Here is a 26,654-nt window from a genome sequence, read left to right as displayed (position 1 = left end):
TCGAAGCGGAAGCCGAAACCGAATCCGAACCCGCCGTCGCGCAGATGCTCGCCGACGCGATGGCCGGCCACGGCGATCCGGACGAAGCGCTCGACCTCAGCGACCTGGACCCCGAGCTCGTCGACATCTTCTGCGAAGAAGGCGGCGACCTGCTCGACCATTCCGACGGCCTGCTCGCGCAGTTGCGCGAAGCGCCGACCGAGCGCGAACACCTGGTCGGCCTGCAGCGCGACCTGCACACGCTCAAGGGCGGCGCGCGCATGGCCGGCATCATGGCCGTGGGCGAACTCGGCCACGCGATGGAATCGCTGCTCGAAGCGGTGGTCGAACATCGCTCCGAACTCGGTCGCGACGGCATCCCGTTGCTCGAGCGCGGTTTCGACCGCCTGCATGCGATGGTCACGCGCGTCGCCGAACGTCGCGCGATCGCGATGCCCGATGCCCTGATCGCGCAATTCGACGCGCGCGCCAAGGGCCGCACCTACGAGCCGGAAGCCGAACCGGCTTACGAACGTCCGGTGCACACGCCGAAGGTCGAACTCAAGCCGTTGTCGGCGCCGGTGGATTCGCAGCCGGTCGGCGACGACGACGACGGCAGCGTGCGCGCCCCGCAGGAACAGGTGCGCATCCGCGCCGACCTGCTGGACCGCCTGGTGAACTACGCGGGCGAAGTCGCGATCTATCGCTCGCGCCTGGAACAGCAGCTCGGCGCCTTCCGCGGCGCCATGGGCGAAATGGAGCAGACCAACGCGCGTCTGCGCGACCAGCTGCGCCGCCTGGACATCGAAACCGAAGCGCAGATCATCGCGCGCTACCAGCGCGAGGACACGGCGGACACGACGTTCGACCCGCTCGAACTCGACCGCTTCTCCAACCTGCAGCAGCTCAGCCGCGGTTTGGCCGAGTCCTCCGCGGACTTGACGTCGTTGCAGGGCTCGCTCGAAGACCTGACGCGCCAGTACGAAACGCTGCTGCTGCAGCAGTCGCGCGTGAGCTCGGAACTGCAGGAAGGCCTCATGCGCACGCGCATGGTGCCTTTCGATGCACTCGTGCCGCGCCTGCGCCGCGTCGTCCGCCAGGCGGCGGGCGAAACCGGCAAGAACGTGCAGCTCAAGCTCGAAGGCGCGCAGGGCGAACTGGATCGCAACGTGCTCGAGCGCATGACCGCGCCGCTGGAACACATGCTGCGCAACGCGGTCGCGCACGGCCTGGAAGCGCCGGCCGAGCGCAGGAAGAACAGGAAGAACGAAGAAGGCACGATCCGCATCGCGGTGCGCCGCGAAGGTTCGGAAGTCGTGCTGGAAGTCGGCGACGACGGTGCCGGCCTCAACCGCAACGCCATCCGCAAGCGCGCCGAAGAACGCGGCCTGATCCGCAACGACGCCGTGTTGGCCGACGCCGACCTCGACGCGCTGATCATGGAGCCGGGCTTCTCCACCGCCGACACCGTCAGCCGCCTGGCCGGCCGTGGCGTGGGCATGGACGTGGTGGCCAGCGAAGTCCGCCAGCTCGGCGGCGCGCTCGACATCAAGAGCCGGCAGGGCGAAGGCACGACGTTCACGCTGCGCCTGCCGCAGACGCTCGCGGTCACGCAGGCGGTGTTCGTCAAGATCGGCGAAACCACGTACGCGGTGCCGATCGCATCGGTGCGCGGCGTGGGCCGCATCGGCCGCGAACAACTCTCCGGCGAAGAGAACTACAGCTACGGTGGCGAAGAGTACGGCCTGCACGATCTGGGCCTGCTGCTCGGCCACGCCGCGGCGAAAGCCGAAGGCCAGTTGCAGATGCCGCTGCTGCTCATCCGTTCGGGTGAACTGCGCGCGGCGGTCAGCATCGACCAGGTCGTCGGCAACCGCGAAATCGTGGTCAAGCCGGTGGGCCCGCAGGTCGGTTCGGTGCCGGGCATCTTCGGCGCGACCATCATGGGCGACGGCTCGGTCGTCGTGATCCTCGACGTCGCACCGCTCGTGCGCCGCCAGGCTTCGATGCCGCGCGACATCGCGCCGGCACCGCAGGTCGAAGCGCGCCGCGTGCCGCTGGTCATGGTGGTCGACGACTCGGTCACGATGCGCAAGGTCACCGGCCGCGTGCTCGAACGCCACAACTTCGAAGTCGCCACCGCGAAGGACGGCGTCGACGCGCTCGAGAAGCTCGACGAGCGCGTGCCCGACCTGATGCTGCTCGACATCGAAATGCCGCGCATGGACGGTTACGAACTCGCCACCGCGATGAAGGCCGATGCGCGCCTGCGCAACGTGCCGATCATCATGATCACCTCGCGTACCGGCGAGAAGCATCGCCAGCGCGCGTTCGACATCGGCGTGGAGCGTTACCTCGGCAAGCCGTACCAGGAGCACGAACTGCTCCGCAACGTGTTCGAACTGCTCGCCGAACAGGGTGGCCCGCGCAATGACTGATCCGTCCCCGCGCGTCGCCCTGCTCGCGCGCCCCGGTGAAGCCTGCGAGCGCTTGCGCGCCGCGTTGCGCGAAGCCGGCGGCGACGTGGTGATCGAAGCCGATCCGTCGGTCATCGATCCCGAAGCCCTGCGCATCGCCGCGGTGGAAACCGTGCTCGTCGCGCTGGACCCGGCGGTGGAAGACGCGTTGGAAAAGTTCGACGACGTGCTGGCCGACCGCGCGATCGAAGTGATCTTCGACGAAGCCGATCTCGCCGCGCGCCGCGAAGGCTGGGACGCCGCACGTTGGGTGCGCCATCTGTCGGCGAAGCTGCATCGCCACGACGACGTGTTGCCGCCGGGCCGCGAGCCCGACGCCGACCCGCTGCCTCGCCCGGGCCGTCCGGAAAAACCGGAAGATCGCCACGTCGACGCCGACATCGCGACCTTCGTGGCCGAAGCCGACGATCACGTCGCGCAGGTGCCGCGCGAAGAGGAGATCGGCGCGCCGCCGGCCGTCGAAGCGATGGCCATCGAAGCGATGGCAGTCGAAGCCGTCGCAGTCGAAGCGTTCGACCTTGGCGCCATCGAATTCGACATGCCGACCATCGACGCGGTGGTCGCGATGCCGGAAGTCGAAGAAATTCTCGAAGCGCCGGTCGCCGCGGAAACACAGGAAGACACCTTCTCCTTCGCGCTGCCCGATTTCGAAGCCGCCGAACCCGAAGCGCCCGCCATCGCAGCGGCGCCGCAACACAGTGAAGCGGCGTCCGAATACGGCGCGCTGTCCTTCACCGACGACATCAACGACCTGGACTTCGCCGGCGATACGCCGACGTTCGAAGCGGCCGCGTCGACCTTCCGCGAAGAACCCGCGCAAGACTTCGACACCTTGCTGCGCGACCTGGGCAACGCACCGACCGAAGAATTCGCGCCGAAGGAAGAACTCCCGAGCATGGGCTTCGACATCGCGCCCATCGACGCGCCGCCGACGCCCAAACAGGCCGAGCGCGCGATCCCGAGCTTCGGCAACCTTTCGCTCGAAGACCTGACCGATGCACCCGCGACCGCCACGCAACGCGTGGAGGAAACGCCGGTCGCCGCGCAGTTCAAGCAGAACCTCGACGCGCTGGAAAAGAAGATCTCCTCGCTCGCCCTCGTGGGTGCGGGCGCGTCGGGCGGCGAACACCAGGGCGCGGTGCTGATCCTCGCCGGCATCGGTGGCCCCGATGCGGTGCGCCAGATCCTGACCGCGCTGCCCGCGACCTTCCCGCGCCCGGTGCTCATCAGCCAGCGCCTGGATGGCGGCCGCTACGACCGCCTCGTGCAGCAGATGGCGCGTGCGTCGATCCTGCCGGTGCACCTGGCCGATGCGAGCACGAAGATCTTCCCGAACAACGTGTACATCGTGCCGCCCGAGCTCGGCCTGGACGGTACGCACGGCCTGAATTTCGCCGCGGGTTTCTCGCTGCTCGATGCGCTGCCGGCGGAGGACTCCGCCGTGTTGATGCTGAGCGGCGCCGATCCCGCGCTCGTCGATGCCGCGATGGCGCACGCCGCACGCGGCGCGCTCGTCGCCGGTCAATCGCCCGATGGGTGCTACGACGCGGCCGCGCCGATGGCCTTGTCCGCGCGCGGCGCCAACGCCGCGGCGCCCCAGGAACTCGTCCAGTCGCTGCTGCAGCGCTGGCCTGCTTGACGCATTCGAGAATGACCGCGATGTCCAACGTCCAAGCCACCGATCATCAAACGCACGACGTCCGGGGCGTGCTCATCCAGATCGCCGGCGGCCGCCTGCTGCTGCCGAACGCGACGATCGCCGAAGTGATGTCCTACGCCGACCCCGAGCCGATCGCCAACACGCCCGACTGGATGCTCGGCCGCATCCGCTGGCGCGGCTGGCAGTTGCCGCTGATCGCGTTCGCGCGCCTGTCGGGCATCGCCAGCGGCGAAGCCGGCGGCCTGGGCAGCAAGGTCATCGTGCTCAAGGCGCTGGGTGGCGATTCGAAGGCGCCGTACTTCGCGATGTTGACGCAGGGCTTCCCGCGCCTGGTGACGGTGTCGCGCGAGACCGTGATCACCGACGCCAGCGACCCCGACGAACAACTGCCCGAAGGCGTGCAGGCGCGCGTGCTGCTCAACGAAGACCACGCCCTGCTGCCGGACCTGGAACGCATCGAGGCGATGATCGGCGAAGCGTTGACCGCTTCGGCCGCGTAAGCCTCAGGCCAGATCCCCGAACCGGCCCTGCAACGCCGCGATCGCGGCGATGCCCGCGGTTTCCGTTCGCAACACGCGCGGCCCCAGGCGCAAGCCCGTGAACCCCGCCGCGTGCAATACGGCGCGATCGCGCTCCGACCAGCCGCCTTCCGGCCCCACCGCCAGCACGCACGCGCCCTCGATGGCCGGCAGCGTGGCGATCGTGTGCTGTGCTTCGGGATCGAGCAGGAAACGGTGCGGCGATTCCAATGCCTGCGCGACACCCGACAGCGGCTGCACGACCGCGATCGACGGCACCCTCGCGCGCCCGCTCTGCTCGCACGCCGACACCACCACGCTGCGCCAGTGCGCCAGGCGCTTCACCGCGCGGTCGGCTTCCAGCTTCACTTCGCTGCGGTCGCTTTGCACGGGAAGGACCGAGGCCACGCCGAGTTCGGTCGCCTTCTGCAGGATCCAATCCATCTTCTCGCCGCGTGCGATGCCCTGCACAAGCGCGATGCGCAGCGGCGATTCATTGTCGACCGCGCGACGCGCGCCGACCTGCACCTCCACGCTGCGCTTGTTGGCGACCAGCAGCGACGCCGCGTAATCGCCACCGTCGCCGTTGAACAACACGCACGCATCGCCTTCCTGCAGGCGCAGCACGCGGACCAGATGAGCGGCGGCATCGTCGGGAAGCGAGATGATCGCGCCCGCTTTCAAGGGCATGTCGACGAACACACGCGTGGTGCGCATCAGGCGGCATCCTTCGTGGCGTGGAAGATGGCCTCGCGCGTGACGCGCGCGAGCAGGTCGAGCTGATCATCGTCGGTGCAATACGGCGGCATCCAGTAGAGGATGTCACCCAACGGGCGCAAAACCACGCCGAGCTCCAGGGCCTTGCGATAGGCGTGCAGGCCCACGCGCGAGGCCGCGTCGAAGGGCGTGGCCTTGTCGCCGTGCTTCGTCAGTTCGAAGGCGACGATCATCCCGGCCTGGCGCGCATCGGCCACGTGCGGCGATTGCGCGACCGATGCCGCGAGTTCGGCCATGCGCGCGGCGCGCGCCTGGTTTCGCACGAGTACATCGTCTTCATCGAAGATCGCCTGCGCGCGCAGGGCGGCCGCGCACGCCAGCGGATTGCCGGTGTAACTGTGCGAATGCAGGAAGGCGCGCTCGCGCGAGTCGTCGAGGAAGCCGTCGTAGATCGCCTGCGTCGCAAGGACCGCCGCGAGCGGCAGGAAACCCCCCGTCAAACCCTTCGACAAACACATCAGGTCCGGCTGGATGCCCGCCTGTTCGCACGCGAAGCGCGTGCCTGTGCGGCCGAACCCCACCGCGATCTCGTCGGCGATGAGGAACACGCCATGCGCATCGCACAACTCGCGCGTGCGCTTGAGGTAGAGCGGATCGTGCATGCGCATGCCGCCGGCGCATTGCACGCGCGGTTCGAGGATCAGCGCACACACCTCGTGGCCGTGGCGCTCGAGAATTTCGCGCAAACCGTCTGCCGCGCGTTCTGCGCAATCGACCGGCGTTTCGCCGTCTCGTGCCAGATAAGCATCCGGCGACGGTGCGAAGAGCGCTTCGGCCAGCAGCGGCGCATACACGCGGCGATACAGCGGAATATCGCCGACCGCGAGCGCGCCGATGGTTTCGCCGTGGTAACCGTTCTCCAGCGCGATGAACTTCGTGCGCTGCGGCTGCCCCTGGTTGCGGAACCAGTGGAAGGCCATCTTCAGCGCGACTTCCACGCCCGCCGAACCGTTGTCGGCGTAGAAGACCTTCGCCAGCGGCGCGCGGCCGGGTTCGCGCGGCGCCAGTGCGAGCAGGCGTTCGGCGAGCGCGACGGCGGGCTCGTGCGTGAAGCCGGCGAGGATCACCTGTTCGAGCGTGCCCGCTTGCTGCGCGATCGCACGCGCGATGCGCGGCTCGGCGTGGCCGAACAGGTTGGTCCACCAACTCGACACCGCGTCCAGGTAACGCCGCCCGTCCATGCCGATCAGCCATGCGCCTTCGCCCCGCGCGATCGGCACCAGCGGCAGGGTGGCGGGGTGTTCGCGCATCTGCGTGCAGGGGTGCCACAGCACCGTCAGGTCGCGCGCTATCATCGGGTCGAAGCTGTCCATTCGTGCATTCTGCGTCCATGACCCGCCGCCTGCCCACCATCCACGGCATCACCGAGCACGACGCCGGCCCCTGGCGCATGGAGCGCCTGGACCTGGAGTTCGGCAACGGCGAGCGCCGCCGCTACGAACGCCTTCACGGGCGCGGCCACGGGGCCGTGATCGTCGTGCCGATGCTCGACGCCGACACCGCGCTGCTGGTGCGCGAATACGCCGCCGGCATGCACCGTTACGAACTGGGCCTGGTGAAGGGCCGCATCGACGCCGGCGAGACGCCCGAACAGGCCGCCGACCGTGAATTGAAGGAAGAAGCCGGCTACGGCGCACGCTCGCTGCAGGTGCTGCGGTCGATCACGCTCGCGCCCACCTACATGAGCCACCAGACGCACCTGGTGCTCGCGCGCGACCTGTACGAAGAACGCCTGCCCGGCGACGAACCCGAGGAACTCGAAGTGATCCCATGGAAGCTCGATGCGCTGGACCAGTTGATCCTGCGCGAGGATTTCTCCGAAGGACGGTCGATCGCGGCCCTGTTCGTCGTGCGCGAATGGCTGCGCACGCAGGCGACGAAGTGATGATGAAGATCGACGACACGCTGCGCGAAGGCGCGATCCGACTGGCCGAACAGGCCGCCGTCGCGATCCTCGCGATCTACCAAGCGCCCTTCGACGTGGAGCGCAAATCCGACCAGAGCCCGCTCACCGCGGCCGACCTCGCCGCACATCGCATCCTGGTCGAAGGCCTCGAAACGCTGACGCCCGACATTCCCGTGCTGTCCGAAGAAGCGGCCGAAGACACGACCTGGAACATGCGCCGCGATTGGCGTCGCCTGTGGCTCGTCGATCCGCTCGACGGCACGCGCGAGTTCGTCAAGCGCAACGGCGAGTTTTCCGTGAACCTGGCGCTGATCGAAGACGGCGAAGTGATTTTCGGCGTCGTGCAGGCGCCGGTCACCGGCGATCTGTGGCACGCCTCGCGCGGTGGCCCTGCCTTGCATCGCGATGGCCAACGCGAGCGCGTGATCGCCTCGCGCCGCCCCGCGACCGCGCCGCTGCGCGTGGCCGCCAGCCGCTCGCATCGCGACGAACGCACCGATGCGTTCATCGCGAAGCTCGGTCCGACCGAACCGCTGGGTTTGGGGTCGTCGCTGAAATTCTGCCGCCTCGCCGACGGCGGGCTCGATGTGTATCCGCGTTTCGGCCCCACGAGCGAATGGGACACGGCTGCCGGCCAGATCGTGCTCGAATCCGCCGGCGGCCTGGTCGTCGACCCGAAGGGCCGCCCACTTCGTTACAACCAACGCGAGACGATCCTCAACGGCGATTTCCTCGCAATCGGCGACCCGCAGCTGCCGTGGCGCGAGTGGCTGGCGGCATGAGCAAGCCCGACATCCAATCGCTGCTGCAGATCATGGCGCGCCTGCGCGATCCCAACGGCGGCTGCCCGTGGGATGTCGAGCAGACCTTCGCGACGATCGCGCCGTATACGGTCGAGGAAGCCTACGAGGTCGCCGACGCGATCGACCGCAAGGATCTGCCGGGCTTGCGCGACGAACTCGGCGATCTGTTGTTGCAGGTCGTCTTCCACGCGCGGATGGCGGAAGAGCAGGGCGCGTTCGATTTCGGCGATGTCGTGGAAGCGATCTGCGACAAGATGGTGCGCCGGCATCCGCATGTGTTCGCCGATGCGCAGGTGGGTGATGCGACGGCGCAGACGGTCGCGTGGGAAGAGCACAAGCGCCGCGAGCGCGATGCTGCGGGGCATGAGGATACGAGTGCGCTGGCGGGCATCGCGCGCGGGTTGCCGGAATGGCAGCGCGCGGTGAAGTTGCAGCACAAGGCGGCGAAGGTCGGTTTCGATTGGCCGGGGCCTGCGCCGGTGATCGAGAAGTTGCACGAGGAGATCGACGAGGTGCGCGCGGAGTTCGAGGCCGTTGCCGCGGATTCGTCGGATGCGTTCGCGCGGGATCGGCTGGAGGACGAGATCGGGGATCTGTTGTTCGTGTGCGCGAACATCGCGCGTCACGCGAAGGTGGATGTCGGGTCTGCGCTGCGGCGGGCGAATCTGAAATTCGAGCGGCGGTTCCGGATGATGGAGGTGATGGCGGCGGCGGAGGGCGTGCATCTGTCGTCGTTGGACCTGGATGCGCAGGATGCGTATTGGGTACGCGCGAAGCGGTCGGAGGCGAAATGAAGTTCGCGAGTTTCCGGGAGTTCTATCCGTTCTATCTCGGGGAGCATGCGAACGTGGTTTGCCGGCGGTTGCATTTTGTCGGGAGTCTCGGGGTGTTGGCGCTTGTCGGTGTTTCGATCGTTTCCGGGAACGCGTGGTGGTTGTTGGCGGCGCTGGGCTGCGGGTATGGGTTCGCGTGGGTGGGGCATTTTTTCTTCGAGCACAATCGGCCGGCGACGTTCAAGCATCCGGTTTATTCGTTTGTTGGGGATTGGGTGATGTTTGTGGATGTTCTGCGCGGACGCGTGAAGCTCTAAAGCGCGACACATTCACTGGCGCGCCGCCCGAACGTCGATGGTTCCAAATTTTTTTGGGAAAAAAATTTGAAACCATCAACGCTGGGGCATCACCTTGCGTGCGTCGCTTTCGATCGGGGCGCTTTCGCAGGGGCAGTCATTGGGGGCTGCACGCGCGCTTTGCAGGGCGCCGATCGTTTTCGTTGGGGCTCGAGAGCGCGCAGCGCTCTCTACGTTGCCGTTCGCCAATGGGAGAACGGAGCGCCTGGGACATCGCTCTTTCGATTGTTGAACCAGCGACGCGGGGGCTCCACCGCAGGATCCAGGTCGGAGGGTCTGCCGCGGTCGCGCATGAACTCTCGGCGGCTCAGGCATACGAATGCCGAGCCGGCGAGGCCCCCTTTGAGGATCTTGGCTTGTACGTCGGCGGCGAATCGTTCCACGCCCATCTCCCCCAGGAACTCCATCTCCCGGGCAAGCGGCTGCAGCAGCGTATTTTCGGCGCGCGGGACGACGATGTAGTGACCTGACTCGTGGCGATAGGAGCTCAAGCGCACGTTGTTTCCCCGCGGATCTCCATATCCAAGGCGATGTTGCTGATCTGGAGAACCATTTGCGGAGACTCAGGAAGGATCGAAGTAGATCGTCTGTGACTATGGACCTAATAATACTGGCGTGCCGGAAAGTGGCTTGTTTCGGATGGGCGGTCGTCGCGAAGAGCGCTACTCCATCAGGCTCTACTGTTGGTTGGCATAAATAAGATCTACGACGCAGGCAACCCGCTCTCAATGATCGACTACCTGCAAAGCTTCGCTTTGCAGCCCCCAACGACGGCTCGGGCGAAAGCCCCTTGATCGAAGCGACCCGCAAGGTGATGCCGCAGCGTGGAGAGTTTCAAATTTTTTTCCCACAAAAAATTTGGAACTCTCCGCGTTCCCGGCGGCGCGCAGATCGGTTTCGAAGCGGGCGTTACCGACGCACCCACACCGGACTCTCTCCCCAACCCCTCTCCCGGTAGGAGAGGGGCTCGAGCACAACTCATTCCTTCGGCGGCGTGACCTTCTTCGCCTCGCTCCCAAAATCCCCCTGCGCATCCGCAGCGAGATAAGCAAACACCGCATACGCCGCGACATTCTGCGCGAGCGCCTTCGGATCGATCTTGTCGAGCGTGTCGTCCGGCGTGTGGTGATAGTCGAAATAGTCCGTGCCGTCCTGGCGCAACGCACCCCACGCCAACCCGTTGGCGGCGAACGGACTCACGTCCGGCCCCGGCCCACCTTCCCCCGGCGTGTACGCAATGCCCAGCGACGCCAACACATCGGCGATCTGCTTCACCGCGCCCAGCGCACGCTCCGGCGCACTCGTGCTGAACGCGTAGATGCGCCCCGCGCCGAAATCACTCTCCGCGCCGATCTGATGCTTGCGCACATCCGGCCCATGCTTCAGCGCATACGCACGGCCGCCATGCAGGCCCTGCTCCTCGTTCGCGAACGCGACCACGCGAATCGTGCGCGCCGGGCGCTGCTTCATGTCGCCGATCAACTTGCCCGCGCCCATCGCGATGGCCACGCCCGCGCCGTCGTCGATCGCGCCCGTGCCCAGATCCCACGAATCCAGGTGCCCGCCGATCACGACCACTTCGTCGGGCTTGCTGCGACCGCGCATTTCGCCGATGACGTTGTACGACGTCGCTTCACCGGTCCAACCGCAATCCAGCGCGACCTTGACGCGGATCGGCTTGCCGAGCGCGACCAGGCGCGCGAGTTGTTCGGCATCCGGCGTCGACAGCGCGGCCGACGGAATCGGCGTCAGCCCTTCGTCGAAATGCGTGATGCCGGTGTGCGGGTTGCGGTGCGAATCGGTGCCCGCCGAGCGCATCAGGTACGCCGAAGCGCCGGCCTTGATCGCCGCGGACGGACCCGCGCTGCGGATCTGCGAGCCCATGCCGTAACCGCTGCCGTCCTTCGCGCGCGCCATCGGGAAATCGATGAAGGCGATCTTGCCCTTCAGCGAATCGGCGGGCGCGGCCTGCAGCGATTTCAGATCGGCGAAACGCACGACTTCGCCTTCGACCGTGCCGCCGGGGCTGCCGCCGAGCGCGGTGAGGGTGAGTTTCTGCGAATGCTCGCCGAGGACTTCCGCGTGCTCGCTGGTGCGCACCCACTTCGGGAACGTCACCGGCTCGGTCCACACCTTGTCGTAACCGAGCGATTTGAACTTCGCGACCGCCCACGCGACGGCGCGCGCATCGGCTTCGCTGCCCGCCATGCGCGGCCCGACTTCGGTCGTCAGCGATTCGACGATCGCATAGCCGGTGTTGTCGTCCACGGCCTTGTCGCGCAGTTGCGTGGCGCGCTGGATGGACGCGGAAGAAATCGTGGTGCTTTGCGTCGCCGGCGTCGCGGCGTTGGCGGCGGCGATCGTGGTGGCGAGGACGGCGGCGAGCATCGTCGGAACAAGGCGCATTGCGGACACACCCCAGGATTGCGGAAAGACGCCGAGCGTAGCAGCGGACCCCTGCGGGGCAGGGGTGCTGGTGGTCATGTTTCGCCTATCGCGACTTCAGGGAATCGCGGATTTCGCGCAGCAGCACGATGTCCTCGGGCGTCGCCGCTTCGGGTGCCGGTTCGCGCAGGCGGTTGTAGGCCTTGAGGACCAGGAAGATCACGAAGGCGATCAGCAGGAAGTCGATGCAGGTCTGCAGCACGAGGCCGTACTTGAACGCGACTTCGGGCGTCAGCACTTTGCCCGCGGCGTCGGTGACGCCGGGCGTGACGACGTACTTCCAGTCGGCGACGCTCGCGCCGCCGGTGATCATCGCGATGATCGGCATGACGATGCCGTCGACCAGTGCGGTCACGATCTTGCCGAAGGCCGCACCGATCACGACCGCGACCGCGAGGTCGACGACGTTGCCGCGTGCGATGAAGGCCTTGAATTCCGAGAGCATGCCCATGCGTCGTCCTCCCCCCGGCGACAGGCCGGTGGGGCGAGGTTATCGCAGGGGCGGATCGATGCGGCCGTGGAGGGCGGGCAGGTCGTCGATGCGGGCGGTGAAGACGTCCTCGGGCTGCAGGGGGCCGACGCCCGCGGGCGTGCCCATGAAGACCAGGTCGCCGGCCTTCAGGGCATACAGCTTGCTCAGCTCGGCGAGGATCTCGGGCACGTCCCAGATCAGCTGGTCGAGCGTCGAGGCCTGGCGCTGCGTGCCGTTGACCTCGAGGGAGATACCGCGCGCGGCGAGCGGGCCGATGGCATCGGCGTGAACGAGTTCGCCCACCGGTGCGGAGAAATCGAAGCCCTTGCCGGTATCCCAGGGCAGGCCCTTGGCCTTCGCGGCCGATTGCAGGTCGCGGCGCGTGAGGTCGAGGCCGACGGCGTAACCGAACACGCTTGCGCCTTCGCCGAGGGCGACGACGAGTTCGACTTCATGGTGCAGGTCGCTCGTGCCCGGCGGGTAGGGCACGACGCCATCGATCACGACGGCATCGGCGGGCTTGGCGAAGAACACCGGCGTGCCGCGGTCGGCTTTCGATGCGGGCACCGCGGCGCCCATTTCCTTCGCGTGGTCGGCGAAATTGCGGCCGACGCAATAAACGCGGCGCACGGGAAACGTGCCGCCACCGCGCACCGGGATGCGCACCGGCGCGGTCGGCGCGACGACGTCGCTCATGCGGAGGGGAGGGCGTGCTTGGTGTTGCGGACGGCGCGATATTCGCCGTCGATCACGCGCGGATCGCGCGCCACGCGCGCTGCGTTGCGCGACTTCCACAGCTTGACCAGCAGGCCTGCCGAAATCATCGCCACGCCGACGACGACGCTCACGGCCACCAGCGCGACGAGGAGCGCGACGCCGATCAGCCCGAACAACACGCGCAACCACGGGCGACGCGGCTTGCGCGGCGCGAAGGCGTTGCGGAACGCGGTGGAATCGAAGCGGTGCGTGAAAGCGATCATCGTCGGGGGCCGTGACACAATGCGGCAGTGCCGGGGCGGCGAGTATCCGGCGCCCCTTCGCAAAGCGTGTGAGGACTTCGTTAAATCGTGAACTCCACCGTCCCACAACGCGACGCATTGCTCCGCTTCGACCAACTTCCGGAGGGCGGGCTGACGGAAATCGAGGCGCGCCTGGAAGACAACGACGCCGAATCGCTGATCCTGCTGCGCGAAGGCGACACCGTGCGCGCCTGGCTCAACGTGTGCCCGCACGCGGGCCGCCGCCTGGACTGGGCGCCGGGCCGCTTCCTGCAGGACAAGCAGGGCCGCCTGGTGTGCGCCGTGCACGGGGCGACGTTCGAGCTGGAGAAGGGCGAGTGCGTCGCGGGCCCCTGCCGGGGCGCCGCATTGCGCACAGTTCCCGTCGTCGTGGAGGACGGGCTGGTGCGCGTGGTGCTCGGTCCACGGCGCTAATACATGATGTTGACGGCCGCCACGATCACGACCAGGTAGACCAGCGACAGCGGCGCGCCCAGCCTCCACAGGTCGCGCGGCTGGTAGCCGGCGGGGCCGGTGATCATCGACATCACCGGGTTGGATGCGGTCATGAAGTTGTTCGACGCCGACATCGCGACGAGCAGCGCGAACGCGGTCGGATTGCCGCCCGCCGCCAGGGCCAGGTTGATCGCCATCGGCACCATGACGATGGTTGCACCGACGTGCCCGATCACCAGCGAGAACAGCGTGGTCAGCACGCAGAGCGCGACTTCGACCACGACCAGCGGCAAATCCGATGGCATCTGCTCGATCGTATGTCCCGCGATCCAGGCCGCCGCGCCGCTGGAATCCATCGCCCATCCCAGCGGAATGAGGCAGGCCATGACGAAGACGGTCTTCCAGCTGATCGCAGCGTACGCTTCGTCGATGTGCAGCACGCCGGCGACGAGCATGCCCGCCACGCCGGTCATCAGCGCGATCGACACCGGGATGCGCGTGGACAGCGCCAGCAGCATCGTCACCACGAAGATGCCGATCGCCAGCTTGAACTTGTGCGGCCGCTGCTCGCCCTTCGGGTAGTCGGTGACGACCACGAAGTCCTTGTTCTCGGCGGCCTGCGCGAGGTCCTGCCAGATGCCGTGCAACACCAGCATGTCGCCGGCGCGCAGGCCGAGCTGGCGGACGTTTTCGCGATGCACGGTCTTGTCGCGGTTCACCGCCAGCAGGCTGATGCCGTACTGCTTGCGCAACTGCAGTTCGGCCTGCGATTTGCCGATGTATTGCGAGGTCGGCGGCACCACGGCTTCGGCGATGCCCGCGCGGCTGGGGTTGAACAGGTCGCCGAAGGTGCGCAGGCGCGTGCTCATGCGCAGGAAATGGTTCTGCGCGAAATCCGCGACGACCTGCCGCGGCCCCATCGCACCGAGCACGCTGCCGACCCAGATGCGTGCATCGGCCGGCGGGGCCAGGCGCGATTCGTTGCCGGTCTTCAACGCCAGCAGCAGCGGCGCGCCGCGCTGCGCTTCGGCTTCGCCCAGCGACATGCCCACCAGCGGGCTGTCGGCGGAGACCGTGAGTTCGTACACGTCGCCTTCGATGCCGTAGGCCTGCGCGAAGTAACTCTGCGTGCGCGCGGGCGTGACGCCGCGATCGATGTCGTATTGCTCCAGGCGCTTGTCGCCGAAGAAGCGGAAGTACAGCAGCCCCGCGCCGAGCAGCGCCAGGCCGATCGGCATCGGCGCGAACATGTGCAGCGGTTCCAGCGTCGCCGCGCCCGAGGGCAGGTTGGCGTTGGACGACACCAGCAAGTCGTTGAGCAGGATCAGCGGCGAGGTACCGACCATCGTCAGCGAGCCGCCCATCACGATGGCGACCGCCAGCGGCAACAGGAACCGCGACAAGGGCAGGCCCGTGCGCGAACTCAGGCGCGAGGCGACGGGCAGGTACAACGCCATCACCGACGGGTTCTGCATGAAGGAGGAGTTGAGGCCCGCCACGGTGTTGGTGAGCAGCAGCAGGCGTTCTTCCATGCCGCGCGAGCGCCGCAACAACCAGCCCGCGAGGCGATTGAGCGCGCCGGTGCGGTCCAGGCCCGCGCCGAGGATCATCGTGGAAATCACCGAGATGACCGCGTTGCCGGAGAAGCCGCCGAACAGATCTTCCGGCGCGACCAGGCCGGTGAGCCCGAGCAACACGAGCACGACGAGCGCGACGACGTCGGCGCGGATGCGCTCGAACAGGAACATCACCATCGTGAAACCCACCAGCCCGAGCACGAGCTTCATGTCGGTGGTGAGCATCAACGCGGTGTCGTTCACGCGTTCGTTTCCCCGGTCCTGCCGTTGTCCGGCACGCTGTCGTAAAGAAGGTCCCACACCCCGTGGCCCAGCTTCTGCCCGCGCGTTTCGAAGTGCGTCTGCGGACGCCATTCGGGCCGGGGCACCGTCCCGCGCGGGCCGGCGCGGTTGGCCAGCCCGGGGGTCGCATCGAGCACGTCCCACATCTGCTCGGCATAGTCCTGCCAATCGGTCGCAAGGTGCAAGCGCCCCGTGGGCGCGAGCTTGCGCACGAGCAGCGCGGCGAAGGCGGGGTTCACCAGGCGCCGCTTGTTGTGGCGCTTCTTGTGCCACGGATCGGGGAAGTAGATGCGGACTTCGTCCAGCGATCCGTCGGCGATCTCGTGTTCGAGCACTTCGACCGCGTCGTGGTGGTACAGGCGCACGTTGCGCGCATCGTCGTCGGCCAGTGCGTTGAGCAGGCGGCCCACGCCCGGTGCGTGGACTTCGATGCCGACCAGGTCGCGCTCGGGATCGCGCGCGGCGGCGTAACGCAGCGCCTCCCCGTTCCCGAAGCCGATTTCCAGCACGCGCGGTGCGTGGCGACCGAAGGCGGCGTCGAAGTCGCGCGGCGTGCCGGTGTAGTCGAGGCCGAAGCGCGGCCACTGCTCGTCGAACGCGCGCTGCTGCGCAGGCGTGAACCGCCCTTGCCGCAGCACGAAACTCCGGATCTTGCGCTGCCCCGGCTCTTTGGTGAACGGCTTCTTGTCGACCGGATCGCTCGCCATCGACGCGGCCATCAACCGATGAGGCCGTCGACGGGGCTCGACGCCGAAGCGAAACGCTTGCGCGGAATGCGGCCGGCGCGGAAGGCGGCGCGGCCGGCTTCGACGGCGAGCTTCATCGCGTGCGCCATCAGCACGGGGTTCTTCGCGCCGGCGATCGCGGTGTTCATCAGCACGCCGTCGCAGCCCAGTTCCATCGCGATCGCGGCGTCCGACGCGGTGCCCACGCCGGCGTCGACGATGATCGGGACCTTCGCGTTCTCGACGATCTCGATCAGGTTGTACTTGTTCTGCACGCCCAGGCCCGAGCCGATGGGCGCGGCGAGCGGCATCACCGCGACGCAGCCGATTTCCTCCAGGCGCTTGGCGAGGATCGGGTCGTCGGAGGTGTAGACCATCACGTCGAAACCGTCGGCGACCAGGCGCTCGGCGGCGGCCAGGGTCTGCACGACGTCGGGATACAACGTGCGCGCATCGCCGAGCACTTCGAGCTTCACCAGCTTGTGGCCGTCGAGCAGTTCGCGCGCCAGTCGGCAGGTGCGCACCGCATCGTCGGCGGTGTAACAGCCCGCGGTGTTGGGCAGCAGGGTGAACTGCTCGGGCGGCAAGGCATCGAGCAGGTTGGGTTGGTCCGGATCCTGGCCCAGGTTGGTGCGGCGGATCGCGACGGTGACGATTTGCGCGCCGGCCGCATCGGTGGCGCGGCGGGTTTCGTCGAAATCCTTGAACTTGCCCGTACCGGTGAGCAGGCGGGAACGATAACGGCGGCCCGCGACGACCAGTGCGTCGTCGGCCGCGAAGTCTGGGGTGTCTTGCATCTGCGAATGGTAACGCCGTTCGTCGGTTGGAGCGTCCCGGAGATCGCTATTCGTGGGGATTTGCACACCCGGTGTCCTGTGTTCACCGGGTGGTGCGTAAGGCTGGGGGAGTGGCATCGATTACGGAGGCGGGCTCACCCCTGACCCGACCGACGGATCACGCCGCTGCGCGCGATGCCCATCGCGCGGTACGCCACGGCACACCCGCGCGAAAGCCGGGGTCGCAAAGCTACGGGTCCTCCGGCACTCCCCCTGCCGCGGACAGCCGGGTTCCCGATACCGCCCGATGGTGTCATCGCGCGTCTTTTTTCCTAGCCCCCGCCGAGCGCGTGGACCACTTCGACGCGGTCCCCTTCGATGAGCGCATGCGTCGCATGCATGCCACGCGGCACGATGTCGCCGTTGACTTCGACCGCGACGCGCCGGCCCGCGAGGCCTTCGGCCTCGAGCAGGGCAGCGATGGTGGCACCCGGCGGCAGGGCCCGGGTCTGTCCGTTGAGCAGAATGTCCATGCGCGCATTCTCGCCCGGGGCGTGGCAGAGTTCATCCACCATACCCACCCGTTTGCCCTGGAGCGTTCGATGAAGCAGACCTACCGGGCTTTCAAGCCCGTCCGCAGTCTCCTTGCTGCCGCACTGGCTTTCGCCGCGCTCCCCGCGGCCGCGCAGACCTACACGCAGACCGTGTTCTTCGGCGACAGCCTCACCGACGCGGGCTGGTTCCGCCCGGCGCTGGTCCAGGTCGGCGGCCCGCAGGCCGGCATCCTGGGCAAGTTCACGACCAACCCGACGCTCGTCTGGTCCGAATACCTGGCCGACTACTACGGCACCAATGCCGCCAGCGCCAACCAGGGCGGTACCAACTGGGCCGTCGGCGGCGGGCGCACGGGTACCGACGACGTCGGCGCACTCGGCGTCATCCCGTCGATGAGCACGCAGATCAACGCCTACCTCGCTTCGACCGGCGGCCGCGCCGATGCGCACGGCCTGTACACGGTGTGGGGCGGCGCGAACGACCTGCTCGCCATCGCCAGCGGAGCGCCCGCGCAGTCGACGATGGCGCAGGCGGTCGGTGCGCAGGTCACCAATGTCGCCACGCTGACCGGCGCCGGCGCGAAGTACATCCTCGTGGCCACCGTGCCGGATCTCGGCGCGACGCCGGCATTCCTCGCGCAGGGCCCCGCGGGCGCGGCGGCCGGCACGCAGTTGTCGACGACGTACAACGCCGCGCTGTTCTCGACGCTTTCCTCGCAGGGCTTGCGCGTCATCCCGCTCGACACCTTCAACCTGCTGCATGAAATCATCGCTTCGCCGCAGGCCTACGGCTTCACCAACATCACCGGCGCGGCGTGCACCACGGCATCGTCGGTGACGTGCAACCCGGGCTCGCTGGTCTCGCCGGATGCCGCCAACACGTATCTGTTCGCCGACGGCGTGCATCCCACGGGCCCCGCGCACGCGATCCTCGGCCAGTACGCGATCTCGGTGCTCGAAGCGCCGCGCCAGATCGCGTTGCTGCCGTACACCGAGCAGTTGATCGGCAAGTCGCGCGCCGAGATGGTCGGCTCGCACATGCCGGTCAAGCCCGCCGAAGACGGCACGCACTGGTGGGCGAACCTGCGCGGCGACACGCAGCGCTACGACGCACCGGGCGACTACGACGGCACCGGCCCTTCGCTGCTGTTCGGCGTGGACTGGGCCAACGGCGACGTCGTGTACGGCGGCTTCGCCGGCTTCGGCCGCAACGACTTCGACTACGGCCACCGCATGGGCGACTTCTCGCAGGACGACCTGACCATCGGCGGCTTCGTCGGCTGGTTCTCGGGCAACGTGTGGGTCAACGCGCAGTTGAGCTGGACCAAGACCAGCTACGACGTCACGCGCAACGTGCAGCTCGGCCCGGTCCTGCGCACGTACGAAGGCTCGCCCGATGGCGACAACCTCTCCTTCGGCGCATCGGCGGGTTGGGATTTCCACGCCGGTTCGCTGGTCCATGGCCCGGTCGTGTCCGTGCTCTCGCAGCAGATCGACGTCGATGGCTATGTCGAAAACCGCATCGACTCCGCCGGCCTTGCCTATCCCGACCAGAGCTACGACTCGCTGGTCGGCGCGGCCGGCTGGCAGGCGCGCTTCGAGATTTCGCCGACTGCCGTGCCCTATGCGAAGTTCACGTGGGAACACGAGTTCGAGGACGCGCCGGAAGAAGCCTTCGCGCAGTCGCTCACCATCGCGGGCACCTTGCCGTACGCCGTGCCGAACGTCGAACACGACGAGAACTACGGCACGCTGGTGCTGGGCGTGCGCACGCAGCTGTGGGGCGTGGACACCGACATCGGTGCGACCGCGAGCGTGGGCCAGGAGAATGGCGACAACGCGACGCTGTTCGTGAGCGTGGGCAAGCGGTTCTGATCGACGCGACATCGCTGGAAAAAACGAGGCCCGCGCAAGCGGGCCTCGTTCGTTCCGGGGTCTGGAGCGGGTGATGGGAATCGAACCCACGCTAGCAGCTTGGGAAGCTGCAGTTCTACCATTGAACTACACCCGCGGCAGGCGCGAGTCTATGCCGCGGGGCGGGCGGCTGGCAACGCGGCGGGCCGGCGATTCCCGTCCGTCGCGGACTGCCGACAGTCCTTCATTCCGATAACACGCGCTCGCGTATGCTCCGCGCCCTCGGTCGGTTGGATGCCGGCCCAAACCCCCTGTCCCAATGCATGCGCCCGCATGCGATTCCCCCGGAGGCCATGTGGCCGCACGCGTCATGCTCGGTTGGCGGGAGTGGTTGGCGTTGCCGGCGCTCGGCATCGTCGCCATTCGCGCGAAAGTGGATACCGGTGCGCGCAGCTCTTCGCTGCACGTGGATGCCCAATGGCGCTTCGTCGAAGGCGGCGCGCCCTGGACGGGGTTCCGGATCGCCACCGGCATTCGCAGCGGGCAGGTGATCGAGTCGCAGGCGCCGATCAGCGACGAGCGGGAGGTCACCGACTCGGGCGGCAACCGCAGCCGGCGCGTGTTCCTCCGCACGCCGCTGCTGCTGGCGGGCGTGGAGAAGGAGGTCGAAATCAACCTGACCGATCGGCGTGGAATGCTTTTCCCCATGCTCCTCGGCCGTACTTCGCTGGCCCGTGCGTTCACCATCGATCCGGCCCGCTCTTTCCTGCATGGAAAACCCCCCGCATGAAACTCGCGATCCTTTCGCGCAACACCAAGCTGTATTCGACGCGCCGGCTGGTCGATGCCGCACGCGAGCGCGGCCACAGCGTGCGCGTGCTCGACCCGCTGCGCTGCTACATGCGCATCGCCGTGGACGGCTTCGCCATGCACCACCAGGGCAAGCCGCTCACCGGCTACCACGCGGTCATCCCGCGCATCGGCGCGTCGGTCACCCGGTACGGCACGGCGGTGCTGCGCCAGTTCGAACTCATGGGCACCAGCACGCCCAACCCGTCCGATTCGATCCTCAAGGCGCGCGACAAGCTGCGCTGCCACCAGATCCTCGCCGCCGAAGGCCTGGCGCTGCCGGCGACGGTGTTCGGCGACAACCCCGACGACACCTCCGACTTGCTCGCGATGCTCGGGCCCACGCCGCACGTGATCAAGCTCAACGAAGGCACGCAGGGCGCCGGCGTGATGCTCACCGAGAAGCTCTCGGCCTCGCGCAGCGTGATCGAAGCGTTGCGCGGGTTGTACGCCAACTTCCTGGTGCAGGAGTTCGTCGCCGAAGCCAAGGGCGCCGATCTGCGGTGCTTCGTGGTCGGCGATCGCGTCGTCGCCACGATGAAGCGCCAGGCGCCGAAGGGCGACTTCCGTTCGAACCTGCATCGCGGTGGCACGGCAAAGGCCGTCACGGCCACCGCGGGGGAGCAGGAGGTCGCATTGCGTGCGGCGAAGCTGCTGGGGCTGGGGGTGGCGGGCGTGGACCTCATCCGCTCCCGGCGCGGCCCGCTGATCCTGGAGGTCAACGCATCCCCCGGCCTGGAGGGGATCGAAGCGGCCAGTGGCGTCGATGTTGCCGGCAGCATCATCGAATACGTCGCCAACGGCGGCAAACGGTCGGGATCGCACAAGCGAGCCCCCACCGCCCACGCCGCCTGAGGATCTCGCGATTATCGAATTTTTAACGCGATTCCACCGTCGGTTTTAACACCCGTTTAATCGCCCGGTGCGTAGCCTTTGCCTACCGCGAATCTGTCGTAGACCGCTCGGCCCGCCGCATCGGACGAAGCAGATTACGGTCATCGGGGCTTGATTTGGCCCAGGCACGCGCAACGTGCCTGGGCCTTTGTTTTTTCCGGGCCACGCCCCCACCATCGACACTACCGTCGCTTGCGGCTCTGGCAGAATCCGACGAATTCATCGTGTTGAACCCCGGTGCGTTCTCCGGGTCTCACTCGACCCCCAGCCTCACCTGCAGGACAAAGCCCGGATGCGCATCCTCGTCATCGAAGACAACCAGGACATCGCCGCCAACCTCGGCGACTATCTCGAGGACCGCGGCCACACGGTGGACTTCGCCGCCGACGGCGTCACCGGCCTGCACCTGGCGGTGGTGCACGACTTCGATGCGATCGTGCTCGACCTCAGCCTGCCGGGCCTGGACGGCCTGGAGGTCTGCCGCAAGCTGCGCAACGAAGCGCGCAAGCAGACGCCGGTGCTGATGCTCACCGCGCGCGACTCGCTCGACAACAAACTCGCCGGCTTCGACTCGGGTGCCGACGATTACCTGATCAAACCCTTCGCGCTGCAGGAAGTGGAAGTGCGCCTCAACGCACTCGCGCGCCGCGGCCGCGGCGTGCAGACGCGCGTGCTCAACGTCGGCGACCTGGAATACAACCTCGACACGCTCGAAGTGCGCCGCGAAGCCAAGCTGCTGCAACTCAACCCGACCGCGTTGAAGATCCTGCAGGCCCTGATGGAAGCCTCGCCGGCGGTGGTCACGCGCCAGGAACTGGAGACCCGCGTGTGGGGCGAGGAATTGCCGGATTCGGATTCGCTGCGCGTGCACATCCACGGCTTGCGTGCGGTCGTCGACAAGCCGTTCGGCACGCCGCTGATCCAGACCCGACACGGCATCGGATACCGGATCGCCGCACCCGATGCCACTAGCGCTACCTGAAGCCGCGCGCCGCCCGCGCCGATATCGGCGCCAGCTCCGCAGCCGCATCATCCTGTCGTTCGTCCTGCTCGGGTTCGGGCTGACGGCGCTGTTCGCCTACGCGGTGGACAAGGTGCGCAACCAGGTCGAGGACAAACTCGTCGTCGACCTGATGAACCGCAACATCGACCTCTACGCGCAGCAATACGCGCGCGACCCGCAGAATCCGAGCCTGCCGGTCGACCAGATCCGCGCGTTCGCCTTCACGCCCGACAAGTTCGAGAGCGTGCGCGAGAACCAACCGCAGTGGTACGAACTGCCCGACGGCATCCATCAGCTGAGCGGCGTCGACGACGACGGCCAGGCGTTCTCCTACAAGCTCGCGGTGCGCAAGACGCCGTCGGTGTGGTTCTTCCTCGCCTACGACATGACGCAGACGATGCGCGGCGCGGAGCAATTCAACCGCGGCATCTACGGCGCGGTGGTGGTGTTCACGCTGCTCTCGTTGCTCGTGGGGTGGTGGGCCGCCTCGCGCGTGATGAGCCCGGTGTCGGAACTGGCCAATCGCCTCAAGGGCTCGGGCCGCAGCAGCGAGCCGGTGTCGCTGGCCGAGCATTTCCCGAACGATGAAGTCGGCCAGCTCGCATCGGCGCTCGACGATTACGCCGCGCGCCTGACCGAAGTGGTGCAGCGCGACCGCGAGTTCAACGCCGACGTCAGCCACGAACTGCGCACGCCGCTCGCGGTGATCCGCGGCGCGACGGAGTTGCTGCTCTCGCGCCCCGAACTCGACGAGCGCATGCAGGCGCGCCTGCGCCGCATCCAGCGCGCCGAGCAACAGTGCACCGACCTGATCAGCGCGTTGCTGCTGCTCTCGCGCAACGAGCGTGGCCACGGCGCCACCGACGTGAGCAAGGTCGCCGAGCAGCTGCTCGACATGTATCGCGCGCAGCTGGGCGGCAAGGCGCTGGTGCTGCGGATGGAAGGCGAGGGCGGCCTGGTCGTCGATGCGCCGGAAGCCGCGGTGGCGGTCGCGCTCGGCAACCTGATCGGCAACGCGGTGAAGTACACGCTGGAAGGCGAGGTCATCGTGCGCATGCGGCCCGATGGCGTCGACGTGGTCGATTCGGGCCCCGGCCTCAGCGCGGAAGAAGCCGCGCGCCTGTTCGAACGCGGTTATCGCGGCACCCACGCCGAGCATTCGCAGGGCGCGGGCATCGGTTTGTCGATCGTCCGCCGCCTGTGCGCGATGTACGACTGGGACGTGCGCGTGGTGCCGGGCGAGAAGGTGGGGGTCGTGGCGACGCTGCGCTTCGGCGACGTGGTGCGCTGACCCCCGACGCGCTTACGCGTCCACGTATTCCAGCCAGCCCCACTTGTCCTGGGTCTTGCCGTTGAACAGGCCGAAGAACAATTCCTGCATGCGCAGCGTCACCGGGCCGGCGCGGCCGATGCCGACCTGGCGGCCGTCGACCGAACGGATCGGCGTGATTTCCGCCGCGGTGCCGCACATGAAGAGCTCGTCGCACAGGTAGAGGTATTCGCGCGGGATGTCGCGCTCGACCACGGCGATGCCGTTCTCGCGCGCGAGCGTCATGATCGTGTTGCGCGTGATGCCGTTGAGCAGCGCGGCGCTGATCGGCGTGGTGTGCAGTGCGCCGTCGAACACCAGGAACAGGTTTTCGCCCGCGCCTTCGCTGAGCAGGCCCGTGGAGGCCAGCGCGATGCCTTCGCCGAAACCGAGGCGACGCGCTTCGCGTGCGACCAACTGGCCGGACAGATAATTGCCGCCGGCCTTCGCGCCCGCGGGAATCGTGTTGGGCGCGAAACGCTGCCAGCTCGACACGCAGGCATCGATGCCTTCTTCGAGCACGCCTTCACCGAGGTACGCACCCATCTGCCAGGCCGCCACCGCAGTGTCGGTCGGCGTGTCGGCGGACAAGCCGAAACCGCCCAGGCCTCGGAACGCGACCGGCCGCAGGTAGGCCTTGCCCAATTCGTTCTTCTTCAGCACTTCGCGGCAGGCCGCGTTGATCTGGTCGACCGAATACGGCATCGGCATGTCGTAGATGCGCGCGGAGGCCATCAGGCGACGATTGTGGTCGGTGAGGCGGAAGATCGCCGGGCCCTTGGGCGTGTCGTACGAACGGATGCCTTCGAACACCGACGAGCCGTAATGGATCGCGTGCGACATGACATGCGTGGTGGCGTCCGCCCAGGGCTTGATGGCGCCGTTGTGCCAGATCCATTCGGGGTAGCGCATCGTCATGCCGGCGGCTCGCTTGCAGGGGAACCGCAATTGTAAGCGGCCGGCGGCCTAGAGGCTCACCCACCAGCAGCCGTAATGGCGCCGCAGGCCCAGCACCGTGCGTGCGGGCGTGATGCTTTGCGGGAGCGTCTGTTCCAGGCGCAGGCCGACCGGCGGGCGGCGGACCGTCGTTCGCGGCACGTCGCCGGCCTCGCCCGTGATCGCGCCTTCGGCGACGGGGTCGGCGGAGATCGGCTGGATGTCGAGCAGCGGGCGGTGCGCGATGCGGTCGAGGCGATCCATGACCGACATCGCCGCCGCATCGGACATGCCCACCCAGTCGTAGACACCCGACAGGCGGTTGGCGTCGCCCTGTTCGATCGCCGTGCGGATTTCGAAGACGAGGTCCTGCAAGGTTTGCGTGCAGCCGCCCATGTACAGGCGATTGCTTTTCGCGACCTCCGCCGCCGCGCCGGGATTGAGCGTGGGCGGCGCCGGGAGATCGGTCGCGCCGAGCGCTTCGCAACGCTGGTCGGTGTAGAGCGGGCGCCCATCTGCGGAAATGCATTTGTGCACCTGGGCGTGCGCGACATGCGGGCACGACCAGGCCAGGGCGAACAGGGGGATCAGGAGCAGCGCGCGCATGGGTGCAAGCCTACCAGCCCGCCTGGAACATCCTGCTCAGAAGCGCAGGAAGACGCAGCCTTCGTTGCGAACCACGTCGAAATCCTGGATCGTCGCGGACGCGTCGTTGCCGAATTGCAGTTGCATCACGCCGCCATTGGACGCGCCGCCGCCGGCGTCCGCGGTTTGCATCCATCCGCCGATCTGCGCGTCGTAGAACTGCACATCCACCAGGTTGCGCCGGGCCAGCGATTGCAGGCGCGCCATCGTCGCGTTGGCCGCGCGCTGCGACATGCCGACCCAATGGAAACTCTCCGCGATGCGGTTCACGTCGCCCAGTGCGAAGGCGCCGCGCAGGTCCATCGCCAGTTGCGTGGGCGTGCGCGCGCAGCCGCCATGCATGGAATGCCGGCCGATCGCTTCGCGCGCCGCACGCATCGTGGCGGTATTCGCCGTGGGCGCGGCGCTGCCCGTGACATAGGCCACTTCGACGCCGGTATAGCGGGCTTCGATCGCGCGTTCGCGCACCAGGCGCGTGGCGAGTTCGCCGCGCATCGCCACCGCCCGCGCACCGATGCTGCGGCAGGGTTTGTCGGTATACAGCGTGTTGCCGTCGGCCGTGATGCATTGCTGCACCAGCGGCGGTGCGGCGCGCGCCACTTTGGGCGCGATGCTCAATGCGGCGCACGAAAGCGCGATGCAAAGTCCCGTGGTGATCGAATGCAGCATGGCAGCCGTGCGCGCGTGGAAGTCACGCGCAGCATCGGCTCGCCTGCGTCAACGCTTCGTGCCTGAACACGCCGTTTCGCGGCGCATTCGTCGCAAATCAGTCGAGCAGTTCGATGACGTTCAGCGTCGGCTTGGAGAGGTTCAGCGTATAGAAATGCAAGGCCGGTGCGCCGCCGTCGATGAGGCGTGAACACAACTGCGCGACGAACTCCGCCGCGAACGCACGGATACTCTCGCTGTCGTCGCCGTAAGCCTGCATGCGCTTGGCGATCCAGCGCGGGATCTCCGCACCGCACGCTTCCGAAAAGCGTCGAAGCTGCGTGAAGTTGGAGATGGGCATGATGCCCGGCACGATCGGGATGTCGATGCCGAGCTTGCGCGCGTCTTCGACAAAGCGGAAATACGCATCGGCGTTGTAGAAGTACTGCGTGATCGCGCCGTCTGCGCCGGCGTCGGCCTTCGCCTTGAAGTGCAGCATGTCGGTGAAGGCATCGTCGGCTTGCGGATGCATTTCCGGATAGCAGCCCACTTCGATGTGGAAGTAGCCGTCGTGCTCGCTGCGGATGAATTCGACGAGGTCGGAGGCGAAGCGGAAATCGCCCATGCGCGCCATGCCCGAAGGAATGTCGCCACGCAGGGCGACCACGCGCTTGCACCCCAGCGCACGGTAGAGCTTGAGCAGGGAGCGCAATTCCTCGCGCGTGCCGCCCATGCACGAGATGTGCGGCGCGGCGTTCAGACCGTGGTCTTCGCGCAGGCGCTGCACGGTTTCGGGCGTGTAGGACAGGGTCGAACCGCCGGCGCCGAACGTGCAGGAGACGTAATCGGGCGAACGCGACTTCAGCCGGGCCGCGGTGCGGTCCAGTTGTTGGCGTTGGTCGTCGGTCTTGGGCGGGTAGAACTCGAAGGAGATCGGAACGCGCAGGGCCATGTGTGGGTCCGTTGCCAACGTTTGAAACGA

Annotated in this window: 28 protein-coding genes, 1 tRNA gene and 1 riboswitch; of the genes, 13 read left to right on the top strand and 16 right to left on the bottom strand. The window is 67.5% G+C overall.

Features of this window, described 5'->3' with window-relative positions; all coding sequences use genetic code 11:
- The first annotated feature begins 44 nt into the window (after window positions 1–44).
- The 3 genes from AB4059_RS06040 to AB4059_RS06030 are packed head-to-tail and all read left to right on the top strand — an operon-like array spanning window position 45 to window position 4,616.
- Window positions 45–2,417, top strand: a complete 2,373-nt coding sequence (locus AB4059_RS06040; protein ID WP_498977866.1) for a response regulator — start codon at window positions 45–47, stop codon at window positions 2,415–2,417.
- A complete protein-coding gene (locus tag AB4059_RS06035) occupies window positions 2,410–4,095 on the top strand; it encodes a chemotaxis protein CheB (protein ID WP_498977485.1) in 1,686 nt (561 codons plus the stop codon). The genes AB4059_RS06040 and AB4059_RS06035 overlap by 8 nt, the downstream gene beginning before the upstream one ends.
- A 20-nt stretch (window positions 4,096–4,115) precedes the next feature.
- Window positions 4,116–4,616 (top strand): chemotaxis protein CheW, encoded by a 501-nt coding sequence (locus AB4059_RS06030; RefSeq protein WP_498977483.1) that lies wholly within the window; start codon window positions 4,116–4,118, stop codon window positions 4,614–4,616.
- Between the two features lie 3 nt (window positions 4,617–4,619).
- Here the strand turns inward: AB4059_RS06030 and AB4059_RS06025 are convergent, their stop codons facing one another.
- Together AB4059_RS06025 and bioA are read right to left on the bottom strand one after the other, a co-directional pair.
- Window positions 4,620–5,351 (bottom strand): 16S rRNA (uracil(1498)-N(3))-methyltransferase, encoded by a 732-nt coding sequence (locus AB4059_RS06025; protein WP_498977481.1) that lies wholly within the window; start codon window positions 5,349–5,351, stop codon window positions 4,620–4,622.
- Window positions 5,351–6,724 (bottom strand): adenosylmethionine--8-amino-7-oxononanoate transaminase, encoded by a 1,374-nt coding sequence (gene bioA / locus AB4059_RS06020; RefSeq protein WP_498977479.1) that lies wholly within the window; start codon window positions 6,722–6,724, stop codon window positions 5,351–5,353. The genes AB4059_RS06025 and bioA overlap by 1 nt, the downstream gene beginning before the upstream one ends.
- A 17-nt stretch (window positions 6,725–6,741) precedes the next feature.
- Here bioA and nudE point away from each other — a divergent pair, with 17 nt between their 5' ends.
- From nudE to AB4059_RS06000, 4 genes are read left to right on the top strand one after another with little or no spacing between them, the layout of a single operon-like run.
- Entirely contained in the window at window positions 6,742–7,296 is a 555-nt protein-coding gene (nudE, locus tag AB4059_RS06015; RefSeq protein ID WP_498977477.1) for an ADP compounds hydrolase NudE, read from the top strand.
- Complete coding sequence (gene cysQ, locus AB4059_RS06010; RefSeq protein ID WP_498977864.1) at window positions 7,296–8,099, top strand: 3'(2'),5'-bisphosphate nucleotidase CysQ; 804 nt, start codon at window positions 7,296–7,298, stop codon at window positions 8,097–8,099. The genes nudE and cysQ overlap by 1 nt, the downstream gene beginning before the upstream one ends.
- Entirely contained in the window at window positions 8,096–8,914 is an 819-nt protein-coding gene (gene mazG, locus AB4059_RS06005) for a nucleoside triphosphate pyrophosphohydrolase (RefSeq protein ID WP_498977475.1), read from the top strand. Before cysQ ends, mazG begins: the two co-directional genes overlap by 4 nt.
- Window positions 8,911–9,210: an Mpo1-like protein gene (locus AB4059_RS06000; RefSeq protein ID WP_498977473.1), complete on the top strand. Its 300-nt coding sequence runs from the start codon at window positions 8,911–8,913 to the stop codon at window positions 9,208–9,210. The genes mazG and AB4059_RS06000 overlap by 4 nt, the downstream gene beginning before the upstream one ends.
- A gap of 209 nt (window positions 9,211–9,419) precedes the next feature.
- On the opposite strand, the gene AB4059_RS05995 is transcribed toward AB4059_RS06000, so the two are convergent.
- The 5 genes from AB4059_RS05995 to AB4059_RS05975 form a co-directional block, all read right to left on the bottom strand.
- The gene (locus AB4059_RS05995) at window positions 9,420–9,740 is read right to left on the bottom strand and encodes a hypothetical protein (protein ID WP_498977471.1); all 321 of its coding nucleotides are present in this window, start codon (window positions 9,738–9,740) and stop codon (window positions 9,420–9,422) included.
- 487 nt (window positions 9,741–10,227) lie between these two features.
- On the bottom strand, window positions 10,228–11,637 hold the full coding sequence (locus AB4059_RS05990; RefSeq protein WP_498977862.1) for a M28 family peptidase: 1,410 nt from the start codon (window positions 11,635–11,637) through the stop codon (window positions 10,228–10,230).
- Window positions 11,638–11,740: 103 nt separating this feature from the next.
- Window positions 11,741–12,145, bottom strand: coding sequence for a large conductance mechanosensitive channel protein MscL (gene mscL, locus AB4059_RS05985; protein ID WP_498977469.1), 405 nt, complete (start codon window positions 12,143–12,145; stop codon window positions 11,741–11,743).
- A 39-nt stretch (window positions 12,146–12,184) separates the two neighbouring features.
- Window positions 12,185–12,862, bottom strand: coding sequence for a fumarylacetoacetate hydrolase family protein (locus AB4059_RS05980; RefSeq protein ID WP_498977467.1), 678 nt, complete (start codon window positions 12,860–12,862; stop codon window positions 12,185–12,187).
- On the bottom strand, window positions 12,859–13,146 hold the full coding sequence (locus tag AB4059_RS05975; protein ID WP_498977465.1) for a hypothetical protein: 288 nt from the start codon (window positions 13,144–13,146) through the stop codon (window positions 12,859–12,861). The genes AB4059_RS05980 and AB4059_RS05975 overlap by 4 nt, the downstream gene beginning before the upstream one ends.
- Before the next feature lie 87 nt (window positions 13,147–13,233).
- On the opposite strand from AB4059_RS05975, the gene AB4059_RS05970 reads away from it, so the two are divergent.
- Window positions 13,234–13,599 carry a Rieske (2Fe-2S) protein gene (locus AB4059_RS05970; RefSeq protein ID WP_498977463.1) on the top strand — a complete coding sequence of 122 codons (366 nt, stop codon included), beginning with the start codon at window positions 13,234–13,236 and terminating at the stop codon, window positions 13,597–13,599.
- Here AB4059_RS05970 and AB4059_RS05965 read toward each other — a convergent pair.
- The 4 genes from AB4059_RS05965 to thiS all read right to left on the bottom strand — a co-directional run bounded on the left by AB4059_RS05965 (window position 13,596) and on the right by thiS (window position 17,513).
- Entirely contained in the window at window positions 13,596–15,422 is a 1,827-nt protein-coding gene (locus AB4059_RS05965; protein ID WP_498977860.1) for an SLC13 family permease, read from the bottom strand. The two genes, AB4059_RS05970 and AB4059_RS05965, sit on opposite strands and share 4 nt — an antisense overlap.
- A 14-nt stretch (window positions 15,423–15,436) precedes the next feature.
- On the bottom strand, window positions 15,437–16,198 hold the full coding sequence (gene trmB, locus AB4059_RS05960) for a tRNA (guanosine(46)-N7)-methyltransferase TrmB (RefSeq protein ID WP_498977461.1): 762 nt from the start codon (window positions 16,196–16,198) through the stop codon (window positions 15,437–15,439).
- On the bottom strand, window positions 16,198–17,001 hold the full coding sequence (locus AB4059_RS05955; protein WP_498977459.1) for a thiazole synthase: 804 nt from the start codon (window positions 16,999–17,001) through the stop codon (window positions 16,198–16,200). Before AB4059_RS05955 ends, trmB begins: the two co-directional genes overlap by 1 nt.
- Window positions 17,002–17,188: 187 nt before the next feature.
- A riboswitch (cyclic di-GMP riboswitch) is annotated at window positions 17,189–17,279 on the top strand.
- Between the two features lie 33 nt (window positions 17,280–17,312).
- A complete protein-coding gene (gene thiS, locus AB4059_RS05950; RefSeq protein WP_498977457.1) occupies window positions 17,313–17,513 on the bottom strand; it encodes a sulfur carrier protein ThiS in 201 nt (66 codons plus the stop codon).
- 69 nt (window positions 17,514–17,582) lie between these two features.
- On the opposite strand from thiS, the gene AB4059_RS05945 reads away from it, so the two are divergent.
- On the top strand, window positions 17,583–19,409 hold the full coding sequence (locus tag AB4059_RS05945) for an autotransporter domain-containing protein (RefSeq protein WP_498977455.1): 1,827 nt from the start codon (window positions 17,583–17,585) through the stop codon (window positions 19,407–19,409).
- A gap of 62 nt (window positions 19,410–19,471) precedes the next feature.
- Here the strand turns inward: AB4059_RS05945 and AB4059_RS05940 are convergent.
- Window positions 19,472–19,545, bottom strand: a tRNA-Gly gene (locus AB4059_RS05940).
- A 198-nt stretch (window positions 19,546–19,743) separates the two neighbouring features.
- Here AB4059_RS05940 and AB4059_RS05935 point away from each other — a divergent pair.
- From AB4059_RS05935 to AB4059_RS05920, 4 genes are all read left to right on the top strand, one after another.
- A complete protein-coding gene (locus tag AB4059_RS05935; RefSeq protein ID WP_498977453.1) occupies window positions 19,744–20,178 on the top strand; it encodes an ATP-dependent zinc protease family protein in 435 nt (144 codons plus the stop codon).
- Window positions 20,175–21,092 carry a 30S ribosomal protein S6--L-glutamate ligase gene (rimK, locus tag AB4059_RS05930; RefSeq protein ID WP_498960750.1) on the top strand — a complete coding sequence of 306 codons (918 nt, stop codon included), beginning with the start codon at window positions 20,175–20,177 and terminating at the stop codon, window positions 21,090–21,092. Before AB4059_RS05935 ends, rimK begins: the two co-directional genes overlap by 4 nt.
- A gap of 331 nt (window positions 21,093–21,423) precedes the next feature.
- Window positions 21,424–22,113 carry a response regulator transcription factor gene (locus AB4059_RS05925; RefSeq protein ID WP_498960748.1) on the top strand — a complete coding sequence of 230 codons (690 nt, stop codon included), beginning with the start codon at window positions 21,424–21,426 and terminating at the stop codon, window positions 22,111–22,113.
- On the top strand, window positions 22,094–23,425 hold the full coding sequence (locus AB4059_RS05920) for a sensor histidine kinase (protein WP_498977451.1): 1,332 nt from the start codon (window positions 22,094–22,096) through the stop codon (window positions 23,423–23,425). The genes AB4059_RS05925 and AB4059_RS05920 overlap by 20 nt, the downstream gene beginning before the upstream one ends.
- 12 nt (window positions 23,426–23,437) lie before the next feature.
- On the opposite strand, the gene AB4059_RS05915 is transcribed toward AB4059_RS05920, so the two are convergent.
- The 4 genes from AB4059_RS05915 to metF form a co-directional block, all read right to left on the bottom strand.
- Window positions 23,438–24,361: a branched-chain amino acid transaminase gene (locus tag AB4059_RS05915; RefSeq protein ID WP_498977449.1), complete on the bottom strand. Its 924-nt coding sequence runs from the start codon at window positions 24,359–24,361 to the stop codon at window positions 23,438–23,440.
- Between the two features lie 48 nt (window positions 24,362–24,409).
- Window positions 24,410–24,985 carry a hypothetical protein gene (locus tag AB4059_RS05910; protein ID WP_498977447.1) on the bottom strand — a complete coding sequence of 192 codons (576 nt, stop codon included), beginning with the start codon at window positions 24,983–24,985 and terminating at the stop codon, window positions 24,410–24,412.
- 36 nt (window positions 24,986–25,021) lie between these two features.
- Window positions 25,022–25,693, bottom strand: a complete 672-nt coding sequence (locus tag AB4059_RS05905) for a hypothetical protein (protein ID WP_498977445.1) — start codon at window positions 25,691–25,693, stop codon at window positions 25,022–25,024.
- 97 nt (window positions 25,694–25,790) lie between these two features.
- A complete protein-coding gene (gene metF / locus AB4059_RS05900) occupies window positions 25,791–26,624 on the bottom strand; it encodes a methylenetetrahydrofolate reductase [NAD(P)H] (protein WP_498977443.1) in 834 nt (277 codons plus the stop codon).
- Between the last annotated feature and the right edge of the window lie 30 nt (window positions 26,625–26,654).

It is taken from the genome of Lysobacter sp. 2RAF19 (genome assembly GCF_052115395.1).
Lineage (GTDB): Bacteria > Pseudomonadota > Gammaproteobacteria > Xanthomonadales > Xanthomonadaceae > Noviluteimonas.
Note: the sequence above shows the minus strand (reverse complement) of the source record. Positions and strands in the feature narration are given on the sequence as shown.